Source organism: Mesorhizobium sp. WSM4833 (assembly GCF_055811095.1).
Window position 1 is genome coordinate 68,342 of record NZ_JBVVQG010000015.1, and the last position, 18,796, is coordinate 87,137.

16 protein-coding genes, 1 tRNA gene and 2 pseudogenes are annotated in these 18,796 nt (G+C 60.8%); 7 read left to right on the top strand and 12 right to left on the bottom strand.

Features of this window, described 5'->3' with window-relative positions; genetic code table 11:
- Nucleotides 1-2 precede the first annotated feature (2 nt).
- Genes AC0L2D_RS25625 through AC0L2D_RS25650 form a run of 6 tightly spaced genes read right to left on the bottom strand, consistent with a single transcriptional unit; the run spans nt 3 to nt 6,585 of the window.
- Nucleotides 3-779 carry a class I SAM-dependent methyltransferase gene (locus tag AC0L2D_RS25625; protein ID WP_164755503.1) on the bottom strand — a complete coding sequence of 259 codons (777 nt, stop codon included), beginning with the start codon at nt 777-779 and terminating at the stop codon, nt 3-5.
- On the bottom strand, nt 772-2,040 hold the full coding sequence (locus AC0L2D_RS25630) for an MATE family efflux transporter (protein WP_473542976.1): 1,269 nt from the start codon (nt 2,038-2,040) through the stop codon (nt 772-774). Before AC0L2D_RS25630 ends, AC0L2D_RS25625 begins: the two co-directional genes overlap by 8 nt.
- Nucleotides 2,037-2,930: a glycosyltransferase family 2 protein gene (locus AC0L2D_RS25635; RefSeq protein WP_473542978.1), complete on the bottom strand. Its 894-nt coding sequence runs from the start codon at nt 2,928-2,930 to the stop codon at nt 2,037-2,039. The genes AC0L2D_RS25630 and AC0L2D_RS25635 overlap by 4 nt, the downstream gene beginning before the upstream one ends.
- Nucleotides 2,931-2,964: 34 nt before the next feature.
- Nucleotides 2,965-3,990 (bottom strand): NAD-dependent epimerase, encoded by a 1,026-nt coding sequence (locus AC0L2D_RS25640; RefSeq protein ID WP_127365516.1) that lies wholly within the window; start codon nt 3,988-3,990, stop codon nt 2,965-2,967.
- On the bottom strand, nt 3,990-5,264 hold the full coding sequence (locus AC0L2D_RS25645) for a nucleotide sugar dehydrogenase (protein ID WP_473542980.1): 1,275 nt from the start codon (nt 5,262-5,264) through the stop codon (nt 3,990-3,992). The genes AC0L2D_RS25640 and AC0L2D_RS25645 overlap by 1 nt, the downstream gene beginning before the upstream one ends.
- A gap of 43 nt (nt 5,265-5,307) precedes the next feature.
- The gene (locus AC0L2D_RS25650) at nt 5,308-6,585 is read right to left on the bottom strand and encodes a sugar transferase (protein WP_473542982.1); all 1,278 of its coding nucleotides are present in this window, start codon (nt 6,583-6,585) and stop codon (nt 5,308-5,310) included.
- A 543-nt stretch (nt 6,586-7,128) separates the two neighbouring features.
- On the opposite strand from AC0L2D_RS25650, the pseudogene AC0L2D_RS25655 reads away from it, so the two are divergent.
- Nucleotides 7,129-7,182 (top strand): annotated as a pseudogene (locus AC0L2D_RS25655) (Fic family protein); the annotation flags it as partial.
- Nucleotides 7,183-7,188: 6 nt separating this feature from the next.
- Nucleotides 7,189-7,701: a Fic family protein gene (locus AC0L2D_RS25660; RefSeq protein WP_473542983.1), complete on the top strand. Its 513-nt coding sequence runs from the start codon at nt 7,189-7,191 to the stop codon at nt 7,699-7,701.
- Between the two features lie 92 nt (nt 7,702-7,793).
- Here the strand turns inward: AC0L2D_RS25660 and AC0L2D_RS25665 are convergent, their stop codons facing one another.
- On the bottom strand, nt 7,794-8,384 hold the full coding sequence (locus tag AC0L2D_RS25665) for a biotin transporter BioY (RefSeq protein WP_473542985.1): 591 nt from the start codon (nt 8,382-8,384) through the stop codon (nt 7,794-7,796).
- 117 nt (nt 8,385-8,501) lie between these two features.
- On the opposite strand from AC0L2D_RS25665, the gene AC0L2D_RS25670 reads away from it, so the two are divergent.
- Nucleotides 8,502-9,410, top strand: a complete 909-nt coding sequence (locus tag AC0L2D_RS25670; RefSeq protein ID WP_473542987.1) for an MBL fold metallo-hydrolase — start codon at nt 8,502-8,504, stop codon at nt 9,408-9,410.
- A 31-nt stretch (nt 9,411-9,441) separates the two neighbouring features.
- Here AC0L2D_RS25670 and AC0L2D_RS25675 read toward each other — a convergent pair whose 3' ends face one another.
- Together AC0L2D_RS25675 and AC0L2D_RS25680 are read right to left on the bottom strand one after the other, a co-directional pair.
- Nucleotides 9,442-10,227 (bottom strand): DUF1499 domain-containing protein, encoded by a 786-nt coding sequence (locus tag AC0L2D_RS25675; protein WP_024503644.1) that lies wholly within the window; start codon nt 10,225-10,227, stop codon nt 9,442-9,444.
- An 80-nt stretch (nt 10,228-10,307) separates the two neighbouring features.
- Nucleotides 10,308-11,936: a fatty-acid--CoA ligase gene (locus AC0L2D_RS25680; protein ID WP_275953715.1), complete on the bottom strand. Its 1,629-nt coding sequence runs from the start codon at nt 11,934-11,936 to the stop codon at nt 10,308-10,310.
- A 182-nt stretch (nt 11,937-12,118) separates the two neighbouring features.
- Between AC0L2D_RS25680 and AC0L2D_RS25685 the strand changes: the two genes are divergently transcribed.
- Together AC0L2D_RS25685 and AC0L2D_RS25690 are read left to right on the top strand one after the other, a co-directional pair.
- Complete coding sequence (locus tag AC0L2D_RS25685; protein WP_013532740.1) at nt 12,119-12,475, top strand: hypothetical protein; 357 nt, start codon at nt 12,119-12,121, stop codon at nt 12,473-12,475.
- 147 nt (nt 12,476-12,622) lie between these two features.
- Nucleotides 12,623-13,013, top strand: a pseudogene (locus AC0L2D_RS25690) (DUF427 domain-containing protein).
- 35 nt (nt 13,014-13,048) lie between these two features.
- On the opposite strand, the gene AC0L2D_RS25695 reads toward AC0L2D_RS25690, so the two are convergent.
- The 3 genes from AC0L2D_RS25695 to ppdK all read right to left on the bottom strand — a co-directional run bounded on the left by AC0L2D_RS25695 (nt 13,049) and on the right by ppdK (nt 17,858).
- Entirely contained in the window at nt 13,049-13,789 is a 741-nt protein-coding gene (locus AC0L2D_RS25695) for a polysaccharide deacetylase family protein (RefSeq protein WP_013532742.1), read from the bottom strand.
- Nucleotides 13,790-13,957: 168 nt separating this feature from the next.
- Nucleotides 13,958-15,061 (bottom strand): glycosyltransferase family 9 protein, encoded by a 1,104-nt coding sequence (locus AC0L2D_RS25700; RefSeq protein WP_473542990.1) that lies wholly within the window; start codon nt 15,059-15,061, stop codon nt 13,958-13,960.
- A gap of 118 nt (nt 15,062-15,179) precedes the next feature.
- Complete coding sequence (gene ppdK / locus AC0L2D_RS25705; protein ID WP_013532744.1) at nt 15,180-17,858, bottom strand: pyruvate, phosphate dikinase; 2,679 nt, start codon at nt 17,856-17,858, stop codon at nt 15,180-15,182.
- A 222-nt stretch (nt 17,859-18,080) separates the two neighbouring features.
- Between ppdK and AC0L2D_RS25710 the strand changes: the two genes are divergently transcribed.
- Entirely contained in the window at nt 18,081-18,425 is a 345-nt protein-coding gene (locus AC0L2D_RS25710; protein WP_013532745.1) for a VOC family protein, read from the top strand.
- A gap of 127 nt (nt 18,426-18,552) precedes the next feature.
- A tRNA-Gln gene (locus AC0L2D_RS25715) sits at nt 18,553-18,627 on the top strand.
- Nucleotides 18,628-18,796 lie beyond the last annotated feature (169 nt).

The window sequence follows — 18,796 nt, forward strand, 5'->3', positions numbered from 1 at the left end:
CGCTATATCCTGTGGAAGACGTAGAGCCGCGTATGATGCGAAAATGGGCCGAGCAACCGGTCCGCGGCAGCACGCAAACCTCTCAGGATTCCATTCTTGCTGTCGTACCAGGCCTGCATCGGCTTGGAGAAAAATGTCTCGTCCTTCAGCCCCTTGAAGCCTCCCCTTGGCTGGGATCCCAGAAGCTTGAAGCCGTGCTGTTCGAAACTGGAAACAATCGAAGACGGCCCAAGAACGAACTGGTAAAATCCGGCCTGTTCACCTGAAAACCTGGGATAGAGACCCATGCTGATCTTCAACTGTCGGAGAGGAGAAATGCTCGGCACTGTCACGAAGGCAACTCCTCCTGACCGGATGATGCGCCTCATCTCCAATGCGATCTCATCGTAACCGTCGAAGAAGTGCTCGATCACCCCCAGGGACCACACCCCATCGAAGAATCCGTCCGCGAAGCCCGTTGCTCGAACATCCCCCACGGTCACTTGCAAATGGGGCGCGGCACGGTTCACCATCCCCACGGTCTTCTGCGCGAAGTCGATCCCGTAGGCGGAAAAGCCTGCCTGGTGGAGGCCATGGACCGTATTGGCCAAACCACATCCAGCGTCCAGGACCTTGGCCGATCCGGTCAGATATCGCTTGGTGGTTTCAACGACAAAGCGATCCGGCCTCAAGACAATCCCGTCGGCCCAGTGAGAATCCCAATAGTCGTCATCGGCCACCGTGCCGACATGGACGATGCGCCTGTTTTTCTCGTCGTAGAATGCTTTCTTCTCATTCATTTCTGGCATCCGGCCCGACCATCAAAACCGTGCGCTGTTTCGCACCAGGCCCTTGGTCTGCAATCACATTCCTCAATGCGAAAAAGGAACAGGCCGCGGCAACGACATATCCGAACAAAAATGCCATTTCACTGCCAAGCGGCACCCGCCACCAAAGGCCCAATGCCGCCAGACAACAGCAAGCCAACGCCCCTATCGCGTAGGAATAAGTCAACGTCATCGCTTTGTTCGACCGAAGCGCAAACGGGTCGATGATCACTTTTTTGGTCCTGTTGACCAGAACAGCACAAGAAACGATCCCGAACACCGCAGGATCAAAAGACTTCCCCAGCCATCCGGAGGCATGGCCCGAGAAAAACAGGCCAACTATTCCGGCCGCAGCCGCAGCCGCAAAAATGAGTGCGATGGCCGCTCCTTCGAACAGTCCGCGCCGAAACTCCCTGACGTTTCCATTTGCGGCACTGAGAAACGCCCTTGGCACGAAAACGAAGCTGGCCGCGTTCATGAAGAAGCCGACAGACCGTTGTGAAAGATCGACACAAAACGAGAAGACACCGAGATGGGTCTCGGAGCCAAGCAACAAAACAATGTATCGAATGCCGACAAACACGCCGCTCTCGGCCAGATTGCTCAACACAAATCCCCAGCCTGTGACCAGAGACCCGGCAAGATAGGAAAAGCCAGGTCGTCTCAGATTCCTGGGTCCCAGCAAGGCAAATGAAATCAGCGCTCCGACGAAATAGGAGAGCGAAAAGGCGGCAAGAGCCGATCCTACTTTCGCATCGCCGACAAGCAGGATTATGGCTCCTGCCTGGTATGCTACGGCCTGGCCAATCGCCGACCAACCGTACGCCCACAAACGCAGTTGTGACCTCAAAATCTCTTGAAGTGCGGTGTGCAAGCCGAAAGAAATGATGATGGTCGCGGCAACGGCATTGCCAAATCCCAGCCACGTCAGTGCCAGCCCAGCCACGACGACAAACAACGCCACAACTGCAAGCACGGTCAAAATGGACGATACGTACTCTCTACCCATTCCCGCGGCATGCATTTTTGCGGAAACCGGCATTATCGAATAGGTCGCGACTCCAAAAACAAGTGTCGAAATAAATGAAACTGTCGCAATCGTCGTGCTGAAAATACCGTACTGTCCAGTCTCCAGATGGCTTCCGATGTACAGCAATGTCGCTATGTTCAGAAGACCAGGAACAATTCGTATTACGATGGCTTCCACCAACTTCCACAGGCTGGCTTCTTTCATGAAGTCACCCGCACGAATGATCTCTTGAGCAAGAACGGGAAACTCAAGATACCAAAGCTCAAACAGGCAAGAACCGCCTTACCTAGGAACCGAACCGACCGATATCGTCCTAGCCAGAATGCCTTGATGTAGATCAAGTTCAGCAACAACATCGGGTATGCATTTTGTCGCTGAAGAAGCCGAATCCTTGCCGTCATCCCCTCCGGCAAATATCGTTTTCGTCCAATCTCGATATTGACACAGATAACGTCGTATTCGATCGCCAATCTGGACCAGAGAAGAGATGTTGGAACACGGCGGAACCGTCCCGCAGGGGGCACGGCAACCCGTTTAAGCAAAGGAGTTCTGATGACCTCCTTCTTGTCGCCGACCACCCGTTCGTCGGCCCGCATCTTTATCAGGTTTGTCCGCTCCAACGGAAACGGCTCTGCTGCCGTCTCTGGGTGGCCAAGAGCCATCGAGAACACAAAACCCGCAATCTTCTCATCGACACCTCTCTGCGAAAGGTGCTCACAGACTTCCGGCAAGCGATCGGCGAAGAGATCGTCGTCATCATCGAAGACCATGCAATAGTCGCCAGTGGCGGAAGCAATCGCCGAAAACATTGCGCGGCCTCTGCCGTCATTCGGGCCAGTGGTGACCACCAAACTGGAATCGCGAGACGCGATTTTCGCAAGCGCTTCGTTCGTTCCGTCGGTCGAACCGTCGACATGGACGCATATCTGCAATGGGCAGTCCGCACGTAGCAGTTGCTGAACCAGCGCCGCAACGCGATCCCGCCGATTGAACGTGGGGATGCAGACGCTCAATAGCGCCTTGGACTGCAACGGATTGCAGACTGCCTGTTTGCGAGCCGTGTCGATTCCATCTGCTCCTGGTTGCGTGATCATGGAACAGCGCGGATCAGCCGAGAAACACCGAGCCTTATCCCCGCCCGAAGTAAGCCTTGTACCACTCGACGAACCGCCCGACGCCCTCGGTCACTGTCGTCGTCGGGCGGTAGCCGACCGCCTGCTCCAGCGCCGAGGTGTCGGCAAAGGTATCGGGCACATCGCCGGGCTGCAGCGGCAAGAGTTCGACGATGGCTTTGCGGCCGAGCGCGTTTTCCAGCGCCTCGACATAGGCGGTCAACTTAACCGGGTTGTTGTTGCCGATGTTGAAGATGCGCCAGGGGGCGCTGCTTGTGGCCGGATCCGGACGGCTGGAGTCCCAGGCGGCATTGCCCGTGGCCGGGCTGTCGCTGGCACGGATCACGCCTTCGGCGATGTCGTCGACATAGGTGAAGTCGCGCGTGTGGTTGCCGTTGTTGAACAGTTTGATCGGCTCGCCAGCAAGAATGTTTTTGGTGAACAGGAATAGCGCCATGTCCGGGCGCCCCCAGGGGCCATAGACGGTGAAGAAGCGAAGCCCGGTCGTCGGCAGCCCGAACAGATGGCTGTAGCTGTGCGCCATCAGCTCGTTGGCGCGCTTGGTCGCGGCGTAGAACTGGAGCGGGTGGTCGGCCGGACGATGCTCGGAAAACGGCATGTCGGTGTTGGCGCCGTAGACACTCGAGGTGCTGGCATAGGTCAGGTGCGCGACGGCGCTGTTGCGGCAGGCCTCCAGCATGTTGGTGTAGGCGATGATGTTGCTTTCGACATAGGCATGCGGATTTTCCAGGCTGTAGCGAACCCCGGCCTGGGCGGCGAGATGGATCACCCGGTCGAATGCGTGGTCGGCAAAGCAGGCGTCGACCACGCTCTTGTCGGCGAGATTGCCGCGGATGAAATGGTATCCGGCATTGGTCTTGCGGCTCGCTTCGTCCAGGAGCTGCAGTCTCGCCTCCTTGATTTCCGGATCGTAGTAGTCGTTGACGTTGTCGATGCCGACGACCTCGTCACCGCGCTCCAGCAGCCGCTTGGCTACGTGATACCCTATGAAGCCGGCCGCGCCGGTGACCAGAACCTTCATCAGAAGCGCCCATCCGTGACATGCCTGGGAAACAGACCCTTGATGTCGTAAATGACGCCGGGGGTCTTGCAAAGAGCCTGCAGGCCGTCGACGCCCAGAGCGCGGAACTGCCTGTGGCCGACGGCCACGATAACGCCGTCATAGCGCTGGTCGGGAATGTCCTTCATGCTCGCTACGCCGAAGGCACGCGCGCATTCCTGCGCGTCGACCCAGGGGTCCCATATGTCGATGCCGGCATTGTATTCCTTCAGTTGGGCAACGATATCGGCGACCTTGGAATTCCTCAGGTCCGGACAATTTTCCTTGAAGGCCGCGCCCATCACCAGAATCCGGCTGCCAACGACAGGTATTCCCTTGCGCATCATCAGGCGGGCCGTCTGATCCGCCGCATGCTGAGCCATGCCGTCATTGATACGGCGGCCGGCAAGAATCACCTCCGGATGATAGCCGAGTTCCTGGGCCTTGTGGGTGAGATAGTAGGGATCGACGCCGATGCAGTGGCCGCCGACCAGACCAGGCGTGAAGCGAAGGAAATTCCATTTGGTGCCGGCGGCTTCCAGCACTTCGGAGGTGTCGATGCCGAGCTTGCCGAAGATAAGCGACAGCTCGTTCATCAGCGCGATGTTGAGGTCGCGCTGAGTGTTCTCGATGACCTTGGCCGCTTCGGCGACCGCAATGCTCGAGGTACGGTGTGTGCCTGCCGGCACGATCGAGGCATAGAGCGCATCGATACCTTTGGCCGCTTCCGGCGTCGAGCCGCTGGTGACCTTAACGATCGTTTGCAACCGATGCTCCCGGTCGCCCGGGTTGATGCGCTCGGGACTGTAGCCGAGGAAGAACCCCTCATTGTAGCGCAGGCCCGAATGTTTCTCGATCAGCGGAGCGCACACCTCTTCCGTGCAGCCGGGGTAGACCGTCGATTCGAAGATCACCACCGCGCCTGGCGAGATGACCTCACCGACCAAAGTCGAGGCCATGATCAACGGTTTCAGATCCGGACGGTTGGCCCTGTCGATCGGCGTCGGAACCGTGACGATGAAAATCCCGCAATCGCGCAGATCGGCCTTGTCGGTGGTGAATGTCAGCCGCGACGCGGCATTGATCTCATCGCTGCTGGCTTCCAGCGTATGGTCGTCGCCACGCTTCAGCGCGTCCACCCTCGACTGGTTGATGTCGAAGCCGACGACATCCCTGGTGACGCCGAAGGCGACCGCCAGCGGCAGACCGACATAGCCAAGCCCGATGATTGCTATTTTCCTGGAGGCGAGATCCATCTGCTTCCTGCGCTTGCTATTCCAGAGCCATGCTTCGCATTGGTCATCTCGCACCAAAGCCGGTAAGCATCGTTTTCATTGTCTTGAGAGTTATCAAAACATCCAGCCAAGGCGAAAAGTTCTTTATGTAATAGAAATCATAGTGCAATTTTTCCATAACGTCATCGACAGCAGCCACATGCCCCTGATTTACTTGTGCCCACCCGCTTATGCCTGGCCTGACGATATGTCTGTAGCGATAGAATGGCAGCTCAGCCTCGTACCACTGTGACAGCACGACAGCTTCCGGTCGCGGTCCGATCCAACTCATTTCGCCACGCAGGATGTTGATGACCTGCGGCAGTTCGTCGATCCTGGATTTTCGCAGAAAACGCCCGACTCGGGTGATGCGATCATCGTCGTGCCTGGTGATCGCCCTCTCCTTGTCGCTGCCGGCGCCAGAGTGCTGGCGCATCGAGCGAAACTTGTAGACCGTGCAGATCTTGCCCCGGTAGCCCATGCGTTGCTGGCGAAACAGCGCGGGACCATCGGAATCCAGCCGGATCAGCAGCGCAATCAACGCCAGAACGGGGCAAAGAACGATAGTCAAGACAAGTGCCGAGACCCAGTCGACCGCCTGCTTGATCTTGAGGTAGGCCTGGTTCGGATTGAGCGAACCAAGCGTGTTTTCCGACAGGTGCTCGATCTCGACCCGACCGGTCAGCGACTCGCTGACCTGCTTGACGTGGTATACGGGCGTTCCCGAAAGGGCCCGATCCGCGATGTATCGTTCCCACTCCGCGCCAAGATCGGCACGCAGATCAACGACCACGCCGCTGGCTCTTTCGATTATCGTACTGGTCGACTTGATCCAAAACCAATGCACACCCGGTAATGTCTTGAGGCGCTCAACATCTCCGCCGGGAATCACGACGAGCCGGTACGGATCGAGACGCCGCGTCAACAGGCTCAGGCCGAAATACCAGAGCGTGGACTGCGTGAAACTGGCGGCGGCCTGAAACCGGCTGTATTCGAACCGAAAAAAGAAGATGGTCAGGAAAACAGCCCCGTAGGACAGGGCAAATGTCGGCAAGATGTAACTTGCGGCGGCCACGCCCGGGAAATTTCCGATGCGGCGATAAGATAAGAAGCCCACAAGGTGAGCGATGACCGCAGCGGCTACTGTTACCTGAAGATTGGCCGAATAGATAAATTCAGGATTGAAGACAATCCGGATAATCGCCGGCGCAAAAATCGCGAATGTCAGTCCGCCAAGCAGTTGAAACCGAATCCTGAACAGGAAGTGCCGGCTTCCGACGATAGTCGACGCTGCGACATTCAATGTCTTCCCCCCTTCCCCAAGGCTGCCGTGTCGGCGACAGACCAGCGCGATAGTGCATCTGACCTGCTCGCGCACAAAAACGAATCGGACGTCTCGCCCCCCGGCGATTCGATACAGTCGGAGACCAAGAGCTACGACAGCGCGGCTGCTCCAGCAAGCATCTATTTCTCGGATCAACAGTGCGGGAACTTTTGATCAACAGCATTGCTTGATGCGATTGAAAAGATACCGTCTGCAACGCACCAACGCCGAACGATAGGGCCAATAATGGGATGTAATTTCCAGCACCGCCTCGGCGATCAACCCCTTGGCAAGTCGCCTGGGAGCCGAGACAGATCGATCTAGAGAGCGGAGATATTGCGTTCCGAAGCAGCTGTATGTTGGTGTCGTCGGGACGGCAACCTAATCAGATGCGTAGGCCGGCGGAGGGTACCGATCATCGGCCATAAGATCGGCCAAATATCCGGGCAAATTCGAAATATATCTTTATAATTACGTATTTAGCAGAAGCCAAGATCGGCCAGACATGGAAGAAAGCGTTTCAACTACATTCACCCGTTCCCCGACGGCAATGGCCGCGTCAGCCGTTTGATGAGCCACGCCATGGCCCATGAGGCTGGGATCGCCGCGCACGGGCTGTGGTCGATCTCACGCGGTCTAGCGCGCGGCGTGAAAAGCCGCACGGACTACAAGCGCATGATGGATCATGCCGATATGCCCCGCCAGGGTGATCTCGACGGACGGGGCAACCTCTCCGAGCGCGCACTCGGCGACTATACGCTATGGTTCATGCAGGTGTGCATCGATCAGGTGAACTTTATGACCGGCTTGTTCGATCTCGACACGCTCGCGAAGCGGCTGCGTCGCTACGTCGAGCGCAGTGGCCTCAAACCCGAAGCCGCCCGCCTCCTGGAGGAAGCGCTAATGCGCGGCGAATTTGAACGCGGCGAAGCGTCTCGCATTAGCGGACTACCCGAACGCACGGCGCGTCGCGTGTTCAATGAGGTGATCGCGCTCGGTCTGTTGGCGTCGGAAACACCCAAAGGTCCGGTTGTCGCTACGCTTTCCGGCCGACGCATTGGATCACTGTTTCCGAAGCTGTTTCCAGAAACCTAAGTGTGACTACTTGGCAGACGCCACGCTGAAATCCGCCAATCACCCCATGCCAGCCAAGGCTTGATTGCTCAAGCCGCTGGCCTGCTCGGGCTTCAGCCGCGCTTGAGCAGCGTCCAGACGGCCGGCACCAGGCTTGCCGCGAGAGCCACCTTGATCAGGTCGCCGACGATGAACGGCACGACGCCGAACTGCCACGACTTTTCCGGACCGATGAGCAGCGCCAGCCAGGCAAAGCCCATCGCGATCATGACGACTTCGCCAACCAGCATGGCGTTGAAAAGCTTGATCGGGTGGCGGTCCCAGCCGCGATCCGCCGCCCAGCCGACAATGGCCGCCATGACCACGAAGCCGGCGAGATAGCCGCCGGTCGAGCCGAGCATGTAGGCAATGCCGAGACCCTTTTCAGGCGTGCTCTGGAAGACGGGGAAGCCCATGGCGCCCTCGGCCATGTAGAGCAGCAGGGTGGCGACGCCGAGACGCATGCCGAAAGCGGCGGCAATCAGCAGCACGGCCAGCGTCTGCATCGAAATGTCGACCGGCCCGAGCATCACCTTGGTCTTGGCCGACAAGGTCAGCACAAGCGTTCCGGCGATGGCCAGGAAAAGCTGCGTTGCCAGCCGCGCCCCGCCGCTTTGCGGCAGAGCCAGAGAAACAAGCGGACGCATCGTAGTTGCAATTGCCATGGTATTTCCCCAATCCGATTGCCGCTACCAGATGTTCGCGGCCTCACATCCTCCTATATTGGCTTGCGTGTTATGCGGCAATCGGTTTTGCCGTTTCCCGAAACAAGGCACCGATGCATGGCACTGAAGTTCGATACCGGCTTCGACCCCCTCTATGGCCAGGGGGTGAGCGTCGCCCCCGATGTCCAGCGCATCACGGCCCGCAATCCAAGCCCCTTCACCTTTCACGGCACCAACAGCTACATTGTTGGCCGCGATACGCTGGCGGTGATCGATCCGGGGCCGGATGACGAGGCGCATCTGCGGACCCTGCTCGAGGTGATCGCAGGCCGGCCGGTCAGCCATATCTTCGTCAGCCATACGCATCGCGACCACTCCCCGCTGGCGGCCCGGCTGAAAGAGCGCACCGGCGCCATCGTGCTGGCCGAGGGGCCGCACCGGCCGGCAAGAGCCCTGCACATCGGCGAGACCAATGCGCTCGACGCCAGTGCAGACATGCCTTTCGTTCCCGACATCGCCCTTTCCGACGGCGAGGCGGTCGATGGCGACGGCTGGTCGATCAGGACGGTTCTGACCCCGGGCCACACCGCCAATCATGCGGCATTCGCGCTGGAAGGAACCGGCATCCTGTTTTCGGCCGATCATGTCATGGCCTGGGCAACCTCCATCGTCGCCCCGCCGGATGGGGCGATGGCCGATTACATGGCCTCGCTGGACCGTCTGATCGACCGCGAGGACCGCTTGCTGCTGCCCGGACATGGCGGGCCGGTGACCGCACCGCGCGCTTTCATGCGCGGGCTGAAGACGCACCGCAAAATGCGCGAGCGCGCCATTCTGGAGCGGGTCCGGGCCGGCGACCGGACGATCGTGGACATGGTCAAGGCGATCTACAGGGATACCGATCCGCGGCTGCATGGCGCCGCCGGATTGTCGGTGCTTGCCCATCTCGAGGATCTGACGGCGCGCGGTCTGGTTGTGACCGATTCCGCACCGGCCATCGACGGCATTTTCACGCCGGCCGGATAGGCAACGCAGCCCACTGCCAAGTGCCCGTGCCTCACTCGGCCGGCGCGGCGCCAACCTGACCGGCGACTTCCTGGTCGAGCTCGGCAAGGAAATCGACAATACGCGCGGCATTGTCGCCAAGGTCGTAGCGACCGTAGCGGGACGCCGACCGCATGTCGACGATGACCGTATCGCCATCGTCCGTCACGCGGATCGCCACATCGGCGGGAAGGCCGATCACGAAGCCCTTGGCGACGGCGGTGATGGTCACCTCGCTTTGCCCGGCGAGATCAGGATAGGGTTCCGATAGATCCCAGTCGCGCCGGTCGAGTACAGTTTCGACGGCATTGACGACAGTCTCGAACGGCAGGTCGTAGCTGCGTGCGCTGACCAGCGGATAGCTATCGGTCTGCAGCCGCTGTTCCCCAGGCGTCGACGGCGCAAGCACGTTCATATCCTTCGTGCGGTCGCTCACGTCGAGCGCCGGCGGTTCGTCGAAATCCGTCGAGATATCCCTGAGCGGCGGATAGATCGTCGCCCAGTAGGCGGCGACGCCGTAGGGTGCGAGCACCAGCAGCGCCAGCAGCGCGCCGACCGTCAGGTCGCGACCGCCGCGGTCGCCGAAATTCCAGAGCCGCGAAAAGGCAAACCCGGCAAACAACAGCGCCATCGCCGCCAGCAGCGCGACAATGCCGAGCACCCACAGAAAGACAGGTGTTTCGACGAGATCGAAGCGATGGCCGACAAAGACCGTCAGCAGCAGCACCAACGAAAAAGCGGCCGTGCGCCGCGACCATCCGGCCGCCCTCGACGTTTGCCGTTCAGGAATACTTGCCATCGATTGCCGCACCACCCCAACCCGAACGGAGACTTAGAACCTTTTTGCGATGCCATGAAGCCGAAACATGCGACATCGCGTCAATCCGTCGGCAGGCGATAATTCTTGAACTGCTGGCGCAAGGTGATCTTCTGGATCTTGCCGGTGGCGGTGTGCGGAATTTCACCGACGAAGGCGACATCGTCCGGCATCCACCATTTGGCCACCTTGCCGTCCATGAAGTCGAGAATATCAGCCTTGCTCGGTTCCTTGCCCGGTTTGCGGACGACGACCAGCAGCGGCCGTTCGCCCCATTTCGAATGGTGGACGCCGATGGCTGCCGCCTCGGCGACATCGGGGTGACCGACAGCCAGGTTCTCGAGGTCGATGGTCGAAATCCATTCGCCGCCGGACTTGATGACGTCCTTGGCACGATCGGTGATCTGCATATAGCCGCCGGCGTCGATGTGGGCGACGTCGCCGGTGTCGAACCAGCCGTCCTCGTCGAACTGCTCCACGCCGGCGCCGCCATAATAGGCACGGGCAACGGCCGGCCCACGCACTTTCAGGCGGCCAAATGTCTTGCCGTCCCAGGGTTGCGCATTGTTGTCGTCGTCGGTCACCTTCATTTCGACGCCGAACGGCGGATAGCCCTGTTTCTGCTGGACATCGAGCCGGGCTTCGCCCTCAAGACCAGCATAGTCCGGCTTCAGGGTGCACAGCGTGCCGAGCGGCGACATTTCGGTCATGCCCCAGGCATGGATGACCTGAACATCGTAGTTCTGCTGAAACTTCGTCATGATCGCGCGCGGGCAGGACGAGCCGCCGATGACGACCTTATTGAGATAGGGAAGCTTCTTGCCGGTCTCCTCCAGATGCTGCAGCAGCATCATCCAGACGGTCGGCACGGCCGCACTGAAGGTCACCTTCTCGGTATCGAGCAGTTCATAGATCGAGGCGCCGTCCATCTTGCAGCCGGGCATGACCAGCTTGGCGCCGATCATCGGCCCGCTCTGGCCAAGGCCCCAGGCATTGGCGTGAAACATCGGCACGACAGGCAGGATCGTGTCGCGCGACGACAACCCCATGGCGTCGGGCATGGCAGCGATCATGGCGTGCAGCACGTTCGAACGGTGGCTGTAGACGACGCCCTTGGGATCGCCCGTGGTCCCGGAGGTGTAACACATGCCTGCGGCGGTGCTTTCGTCGAAGGTCTTCCAGGCGAAGTCGCCATCCGCCTCCTCAAGCCACTCTTCATAGGCGACCACATTTGGCAACGTCGTCTGCGGCATGTGTGCCTTGTCGGTCAGCACGATCACCTGTTTCAGCGACTTGACGGCGCCGGCGATCTTCTCGAGCAGCGGCACGAAAGTCAGGTCGACGAAGACTGCCTTGTCCTCGGCATGGTTCATGATCCAGACGATCTGCTCGGGAAACAGCCGCGGATTGAGCGTGTGGTAGATGGCGCCGATGCCCATGATGCCGTACCAGGCCTCGATGTGGCGGGCGGTGTTCCAGGCCAGCGTCGCGATGCGGTCGCCCAACCCATAGCCGTCGCGTTCCAGCCGCTGGGCGACCTTCAGGGCGCGACGATGGATGTCGGCGTAGGTGGTGCGCACGATCGGCCCTTCGATCGAGCGTGACACGATCTCGCGCACGCCATGCTGCCGCTCGGCATTGTCGATGAGCTTATGGCAAAGCAGCGGCCATTCCTGCATCAGTCCCAGCATTCGATCCTCCCTCACGCTTTTGCGTTGTGCTTTTTGTCCCATTGTGGAGCGAACCGACGGATTGTCCAGCCGCCAATACGGCCGAGCACTGCATTGGGAACAACCGCCACAATCCGGCCATCGTCGGCGTTAAGCTTCGTTAACGGGCAAAGGGGTGCGATTGGCGACTGAAAGAGGTTCGCATGGACGCGCAGCTCGACGACAAGGCTCTCGAGAGTACGCTTGCCGAAAGTCTGGCCGATCTGGTGCCGGACACAAAGACTGTTTCCGAAGATGAATTTGTTGAAGTTGTCGGCGGCGCGCTGGAAGCGGTCGGCGGCACGTTGCTGTTCAAGATGTGCGTCCAGAACCAGGGCGAGGACCAGCACGTCGCAGCCGCGTCAGTCGGCGATGGCGGAAACCGCCAGTTCCTGCTGCTCACCTTGCCGACCGGCGGTGGTTCCCTGAAGGTCGAGACCGTATCGAGAAGCAGCAACCCGGTCGCCGGTATTGCTGCCGCCTATGCCGGTCTCATGGACGTGTTCAAGGCCGCTGCCTGACAGCTGACGACAAGTATCGAGGATATTCGGAGGCGCGATCCGGCAGTGCCGGCCTGGGCAGGTGTTTGCGTGTTGCATGGCGACGGCAGGCCTTGAACAATGCGTTTGCGCGACACATCTCAAAGTCGACGCAAGGAGAGCCGCCGCATGGATCAGATCGCCAACCCCGCACCCGGTTTCCAACGCAACCCGGACAAAATCATCACCATCGAGCCCTATGCCGGCACCGTTACCGTGCGCGCCGGAGACGTGGTCATCGCTTCAACAGCGAAGGCCAAGGTGCTGACCGAAGCTCCCTATCCGGCGGCCTTCTACATTCCGTTCGCCGACATCGATTTCGGCAAGCTTGGCCGCACCGACCACTCGACCCATTGCCCCTACAAGGGCGATGCAAGCTATTGGAGCGTGCTGCCTGCCGGCGAGACCGGCCAGAACGCCATGTGGGCCTATGAACGGCCTTTCGACGAGATGGCTGAAATCGGCAACCACGGCGCATTCTACGCCCAGCAAGGTCACGATCGAAGCCAAACCGGACTGAGCCAACGCCGAAGCGGGATACGCTCGGCTGGCCACTCACTCCGTGGTGCCGTTATTGCCGATGCCCTCGGCATCGTCGAGCCGCACAAAGGTCAAGCCCTTGGCCTTGAGCGCCAGCAGCCCCTGCACCACGCCTTCGCCTGCCGCATGGGTCGGCTGGTTGATATGCGAGATAATGACGTCGCCGTCCTTGGCCGCCGCAATGCGCCGCGCGGTTTCCTTGGCGCCGAGCAAGGAGCCGCCGTCGCCGTTTATCGAGAATCCCGCGACCTTGAAGCCAAGCTTGCGGATCATGGCGATTGCCGACGGGCTGTATTCGGCGGTTGCGCCACGAAACCATTTCGGCGCCGGCTCGCCGGTCCCGGCAAGAGCGGCGGCCCCCGATTCGACCTCGGCCAGCACCGCATCCGGGCTGCCGGCGCTGCGGATGCCGTAGATTTTCCGCGGCGTGTCGACCGCCGGGATGTGGTGACCGCCGTGATTTTCCAGTTCGAACAGATCGGGATGCGCCCGCATGATCTCGACGGCGGCGGCGTTTCGCTTCAGCCAGATGCCGGTCACGAAAATGGTGGCGGGGATCTTGTTGTCCACCAGCGCCGAAAGGATCCGGCTGTCGGTCTGTCCGCCGCAGGCATCGAGCGTGAGTGCCACACGGCCGGCGCCGCTCGCCTGCGGCCTGATGTGCAGCGTCGGCTCGACGAGCGGCGCGGCATGGCCGGCGGATGCCATCGCCAACGACATGGCGATCATCCAGAGATTTTTTTGCAGCAGGCGCATCAAACCGATTTCCTGACCCGTCATTTCAAGCAGGCATCCCAAAGACCCGCATGAAGGCGGAAATCAGGATGATGCATAGCAGAAAAGCGCTCCACGCGACAATGTGACCGTGCCTGTGGCGAAGGGGTCATTCCACCGCGTCGAGAGTCGTGCATGCGACCCATGATCTCAGATGACGCATTCCAGCTGCATTTCGGTGCGCGAAAGAACCTCGCGCACCGCGTCGACCACCGGCTTGACTTCCAGGCCCCAGACGCAGCATGCCTTGCTGGGATCCGGCGCGCGGCAAAGGTCCTCGGCCATGCAGGCGCAAGGCATCGGCGGCTGGAGCGAGATGCTGGGCACGCCGACGGGACCCCAGCGCGACGGCTCCGTCAGACCGAACAGCCCGACAACCGGGGTCCCAGTGGCTGCCGCCATGTGCATCGGGCCGCTCTCATTGCCGAGAAACAGCCGGGCCTGTTTCAGCACCGCCAGCAGGCTTTCAAGCGACAGGTCACCGACGAGATTGACGACCGGCGGCGCGGTCCTGGCGACGATGCGTTCGGCGATCTCGCGCTCGTCCGGGCCGCCCACCAGGACGACGTCCAGGCCGGTCTCGCCGGCAATCTCGACGATCGCTGCTGCAAACCGCTCCGGCTGCCAACGTCGCCCCTCGAAGCTTGCACCCGCATGCACGGCGATGAAGGCATTTGGCCGCAGATGGTGTTTATCCAGGAGCGCCAATGCTTTCGCCGTCTCCAATGGCAGCGGCTGAAGGTTCGGAATCACCGTGCGAAGTTCAATGCCGAGCGCTTCGAGCGGCGAGAGGTAGCGGTACAGGAAATGCTGGCCATCAAAGCCGTAGGGCTTGGCAAGGACGTTGGCGGGCTGCCGCTCCAGCATACGCAAGGGTCTTTCGGAGGGATTGTATCCGACACGGGTCTTTGCGTGGACGAGCCCGGTGAGGATGCGCGACGTCTTCGAATCGGTCAGGTCGATGGTCAGGTCGAAGCGGAAGCGGCGCAACGCCCGCACCATGGCGTAGAGCTCCTTCCCGCGCTCCAAGGGCGTGCCGCGCATGCGGTCGCGCCTGAATGCGACCACCTCGGAAGCGATACCATGGGCGATCACGAAGCTCTCGAAGCGGGCCTCGCACAGAAAGACGATGCTGGCGCCGGGGAATTCGAGCCGCAGGTTCTTGGCGAGCGCCGAGGCGAGGACGAGATCTCCTATGAACTTGGTTTGAATGACCAGGATCGAGCGGAGCGGCGCGGGAGAGATCTGCAGCATCTGTTTCCGGGAGCAATTTGCGGATGGCCGCAAATTGGGCAGGAACAATGTCGAGATTACGCGGCGCGGCCAGCACGTTCGCGTGAATTGTCTTACAAAACGGTAAGCTGGATGGATCCTATCCGCGGCCTGTTTTCGCAACCAGCACCGCTGCCTGCGCTGCCGCCAGCCTGGCGATCGGCACGCGATAGGGCGAACAGGACACGTAGTCGAGGCCGACCTCTTCGCAAAAGCGGATCGAGGCCGGATCGCCGCCATGTTCGCCGCAGATGCCGAGCTTGATGTCGGGCCGCGTCGCCTTGCCCTTTTGCGCGGCCATGCGCACCAGTTCGCCGACGCCCTCGATGTCGAGCGAGACGAACGGGTCCTGATCGATAATGCCCTTCTGGCGGTAGGTTTCCAGGAACGAGGCCGCATCGTCGCGCGAGATGCCGAAGGTCGTCTGGGTCAGGTCGTTGGTGCCGAAGGAGAAGAATTCGGCTGATTCTGCAATGACATGCGCGCGGATGGCGGCGCGGGGAAGCTCGATCATCGTGCCAGTGAGATAGTCGATCTTGACGCCGGTTTCCTCCATGACGCTCTTGGCAACCGCATCGATGCGCGCCTTGACGTAGTCGAGTTCCTTCACCAGGCCGACGAGCGGCACCATGATCTCGGGGACCACCAGGGCGCCGGCCTTCCTGCCGGCCTCCACGGCCGCCTCGAAAATGGCCCGTGCCTGCATCTCGGCGATCTCGGGGTAGGAGACGGCCAGGCGGCAGCCACGATGGCCGAGCATCGGGTTGAACTCGTGCAGTGCCTCGGTGCGCTGCCTGAGCTTGTCGGGCGACACGTTCATGGCGGCGGCGACCTCGGCGATTTCAGCCTCGGTCTTGGGGAGGAATTCGTGCAGCGGCGGATCGAGCAGTCGGATCGTCACCGGCAGGCCGGCCATGATCTCGAACAGTTCGAGGAAATCCGAGCGCTGCATGGGCAGAAGCTTGGCGAGTGCGGCGCGCCGGTCCTTTTCGGTGTCGGCCAGGATCATCTCGCGCATGGCGACGATGCGGTCGCCGTCGAAGAACATGTGCTCCGTGCGGCAAAGCCCGATGCCTTCGGCGCCGAAGGAGCGCGCCATGCGCGCATCGAGCGGTGTTTCGGCATTGGTGCGCACCTTCATGCGCCGCACCGCGTCCGCCCATTCCATGATGGCGGCAAAATCGCCTGACAGTTCAGGCTGCAGCATGGCAACCGCGCCCTTCAGCACCTGGCCGTTGCCGCCATCGATGGTGATGATGTCGCCTTTGCGGAAGGTCTGCCCCATCGAGAGCAGCGTGCCGGCCCTATAGTCGACGCGCAGCGAGCCGGCACCCGAGACGCAAGGCTTGCCCATGCCGCGCGCCACCACCGCGGCGTGGCTGGTCATGCCGCCGCGCGTGGTCAGGATGCCTTCCGCCGCATGCATGCCGTGGATGTCTTCGGGACTGGTCTCGATGCGCACTAGGATCGCCTTGCGCCCTTGTGTCTTCAAGTCCTCGGCGTCAGCTGAGGAAAAGACGATCTCGCCGGTAGCGGCACCGGGCGAGGCCGGCAGTCCGATGCCGATGACGTCGCGCGCGGCCTTGGGGTCGATGGTGGGATGCAGCAACTGGTCGAGCGAGGCCGGGTCGATACGGGCAACGGCTTCCTCTTTCGTGATGAGCCTGTCGCGCGCCATCTCGACGGCAATTTTCAGCGCCGCCTTGGCGGTGCGCTTGCCGGAGCGGGTCTGCAGCATCCACAATTTGCCGCGCTCGATGGTGAATTCGAGATCCTGCATGTCGCGGTAGTGCTTCTCCAGACTATCGGAGATGGTGACGAAGGACTGGAACGCGTCAGGCATCAGCTTCTGCAGCGACGGCTTGTCCGAGCCTGCTGCGATACGCGCCGCTTCGGTGATGTTCTGCGGCGTGCGGATGCCGGCAACGACGTCCTCGCCCTGCGCGTTCACCAGGAACTCGCCATAGAGCATCTTTTCGCCGGTCGATGGGTTGCGCGTGAAGGCAACGCCGGTGGCCGAGGTTTCGCCCATATTGCCGAACACCATGGCCTGGACGTTGACCGCCGTGCCCCAGCTTTCGGGAATATCGTGCAGGCGGCGATAGGTGATGGCGCGGTTGTTCATCCAGCTCGAGAACACGGCTGATATCGCGCCCCAGAGCTGCTCATGCGGATCCTGCGGAAACGGCCTGCCAAGCTCTTCCTCGACTTTGGCCTTGTAGAGCGCGATGACGCCCTGCCATTCGAGCGCCGTCAGTTCGGTGTCGAGCTCGTGCCCGAGCCCGCCCTTCTGGTCCTCCAGGATTTCCTCGAACACTTCGTGGTCGAGACCCATGACGACATCGGAATACATCTGGATGAAGCGGCGGTAGCTGTCATAGGCAAAGCGCGCATCGCCGGAATCGGCGGCCAGCGCCTCGACCGTCTCGTCGTTCAGGCCGAGATTGAGGACGGTGTCCATCATGCCGGGCATCGAGGCGCGAGCGCCAGAACGCACCGACACCAGCAGCAGTTTCGACGGGTCGCCGAACCGACGACCGGTCAGCCGGCCGATGTGATCGAGCGCGACCGCGACATCGGCTTCCAACCCGGCCGGATAAATACGGCCGTTGGCGTAGTAGGCGTTGCAGACCTCCGTGGTGATGGTGAAGCCCGGCGGCACCGGCAGCCCCAGGCTGCACATCTCGGCTAGGTTGGCGCCTTTGCCGCCCAGGAGATTCTTGTCGCTGGCACGGCCCTCCGCCGCACCATCGCCAAAGGTGAAAACCCATTTGGTCATGCATCGCTCTCCGGTTGCAGGAGATTGGAAAGATTGGCGAAACGGAAAGTTCCGCCGGTCCGCCCTTGGAGCGATATGATGCTGCAGTGCGAAAGGCAAGGCGTCGGCAAAGCCGCCCGGCCACTACAATCGATTAAGCAAAGCCGTGCCTCAGGATGCGGCAAAAAGACTTGCTATGCCGGGGATTCTGGAGTAGAACATACAGTGAACAAAGAGGTGGCTATGAAACTGTCCGGAAAACTCGACTATCTGGAAATGCCGGCTACGGGCGGAACGCTGGACCGGCTGAAGGCCTTCTACAGTTCCGCCTTTGCCTGGTCGTTCACTGACTATGGGCCGACCTATTCGGCCTTTGCCGAAGGCCTGGACGGGGGTTTTCAGGCCGACGCCGCCGAAGCGCCATCGAAGCCGCTGCCGGTGCTGTACAGCAGGGATCTGGAGGCGACCCTCGAGGCTGTCGAAAACGCCGGCGGCACGGTCGTCAAACCGATCTTCGCGTTCCCTGGCGGCCGCCGTTTCCACTTTGCCGATCCGGCCGGCAACGAGATGGCGGTGTGGTCCGAATAGCCAGCTGGTGCCGTCTGGCGGCGTTGCTTTTGCTGCCCAAACAGGCGTTCTCACCACCATTCATGGGGCATTGTGCTTTTTGGCTGCTCTGCTAATAACGCGCCGCACAAGCGACTCTGACGGCAATTGGGGCGTCGCCAAGTGGTAAGGCATCGGTTTTTGGTACCGACATTCCCAGGTTCGAATCCTGGCGCCCCAGCCATCCCGCTCAGGTCCGTTCCGGACACTTAGGACCGAGAGTACCTTTGCGATCTTCCATGAAGCCGATCGGCTAACAGTTCGATTGTGTCATAAATTCAGATGAGCCAAAGCCGTCGCGGCAAATTCAGGTCTTGCACATGATCTGGACAGTGTCGCCTTGAACATCTCCT

What these genes read in the sequence shown, in the direction of transcription:
- AC0L2D_RS25625 (WP_164755503.1), bottom strand. Translation starts at nt 779, where the DNA reads ATGAATGAGAAGAAAGCATTCTACGACGAGAAAAACAGGCGCATCGTC.
- AC0L2D_RS25630 (WP_473542976.1), bottom strand. Translation starts at nt 2,040, where the DNA reads ATGAAAGAAGCCAGCCTGTGGAAGTTGGTGGAAGCCATCGTAATACGA.
- AC0L2D_RS25635 (WP_473542978.1), bottom strand. Translation starts at nt 2,930, where the DNA reads ATGATCACGCAACCAGGAGCAGATGGAATCGACACGGCTCGCAAACAG.
- AC0L2D_RS25640 (WP_127365516.1), bottom strand. Translation starts at nt 3,990, where the DNA reads ATGAAGGTTCTGGTCACCGGCGCGGCCGGCTTCATAGGGTATCACGTA.
- AC0L2D_RS25645 (WP_473542980.1), bottom strand. Translation starts at nt 5,264, where the DNA reads ATGGATCTCGCCTCCAGGAAAATAGCAATCATCGGGCTTGGCTATGTC.
- AC0L2D_RS25660 (WP_473542983.1), top strand. Translation starts at nt 7,189, where the DNA reads ATGGCCCATGAGGCTGGGATCGCCGCGCACGGGCTGTGGTCGATCTCA.
- AC0L2D_RS25665 (WP_473542985.1), bottom strand. Translation starts at nt 8,384, where the DNA reads ATGGCAATTGCAACTACGATGCGTCCGCTTGTTTCTCTGGCTCTGCCG.
- AC0L2D_RS25670 (WP_473542987.1), top strand. Translation starts at nt 8,502, where the DNA reads ATGGCACTGAAGTTCGATACCGGCTTCGACCCCCTCTATGGCCAGGGG.
- AC0L2D_RS25675 (WP_024503644.1), bottom strand. Translation starts at nt 10,227, where the DNA reads ATGGCAAGTATTCCTGAACGGCAAACGTCGAGGGCGGCCGGATGGTCG.
- AC0L2D_RS25680 (WP_275953715.1), bottom strand. Translation starts at nt 11,936, where the DNA reads ATGCTGGGACTGATGCAGGAATGGCCGCTGCTTTGCCATAAGCTCATC.
- AC0L2D_RS25685 (WP_013532740.1), top strand. Translation starts at nt 12,119, where the DNA reads ATGGACGCGCAGCTCGACGACAAGGCTCTCGAGAGTACGCTTGCCGAA.
- AC0L2D_RS25695 (WP_013532742.1), bottom strand. Translation starts at nt 13,789, where the DNA reads ATGCGCCTGCTGCAAAAAAATCTCTGGATGATCGCCATGTCGTTGGCG.
- AC0L2D_RS25700 (WP_473542990.1), bottom strand. Translation starts at nt 15,061, where the DNA reads ATGCTGCAGATCTCTCCCGCGCCGCTCCGCTCGATCCTGGTCATTCAA.
- ppdK (WP_013532744.1), bottom strand. Translation starts at nt 17,858, where the DNA reads ATGACCAAATGGGTTTTCACCTTTGGCGATGGTGCGGCGGAGGGCCGT.
- AC0L2D_RS25710 (WP_013532745.1), top strand. Translation starts at nt 18,081, where the DNA reads ATGAAACTGTCCGGAAAACTCGACTATCTGGAAATGCCGGCTACGGGC.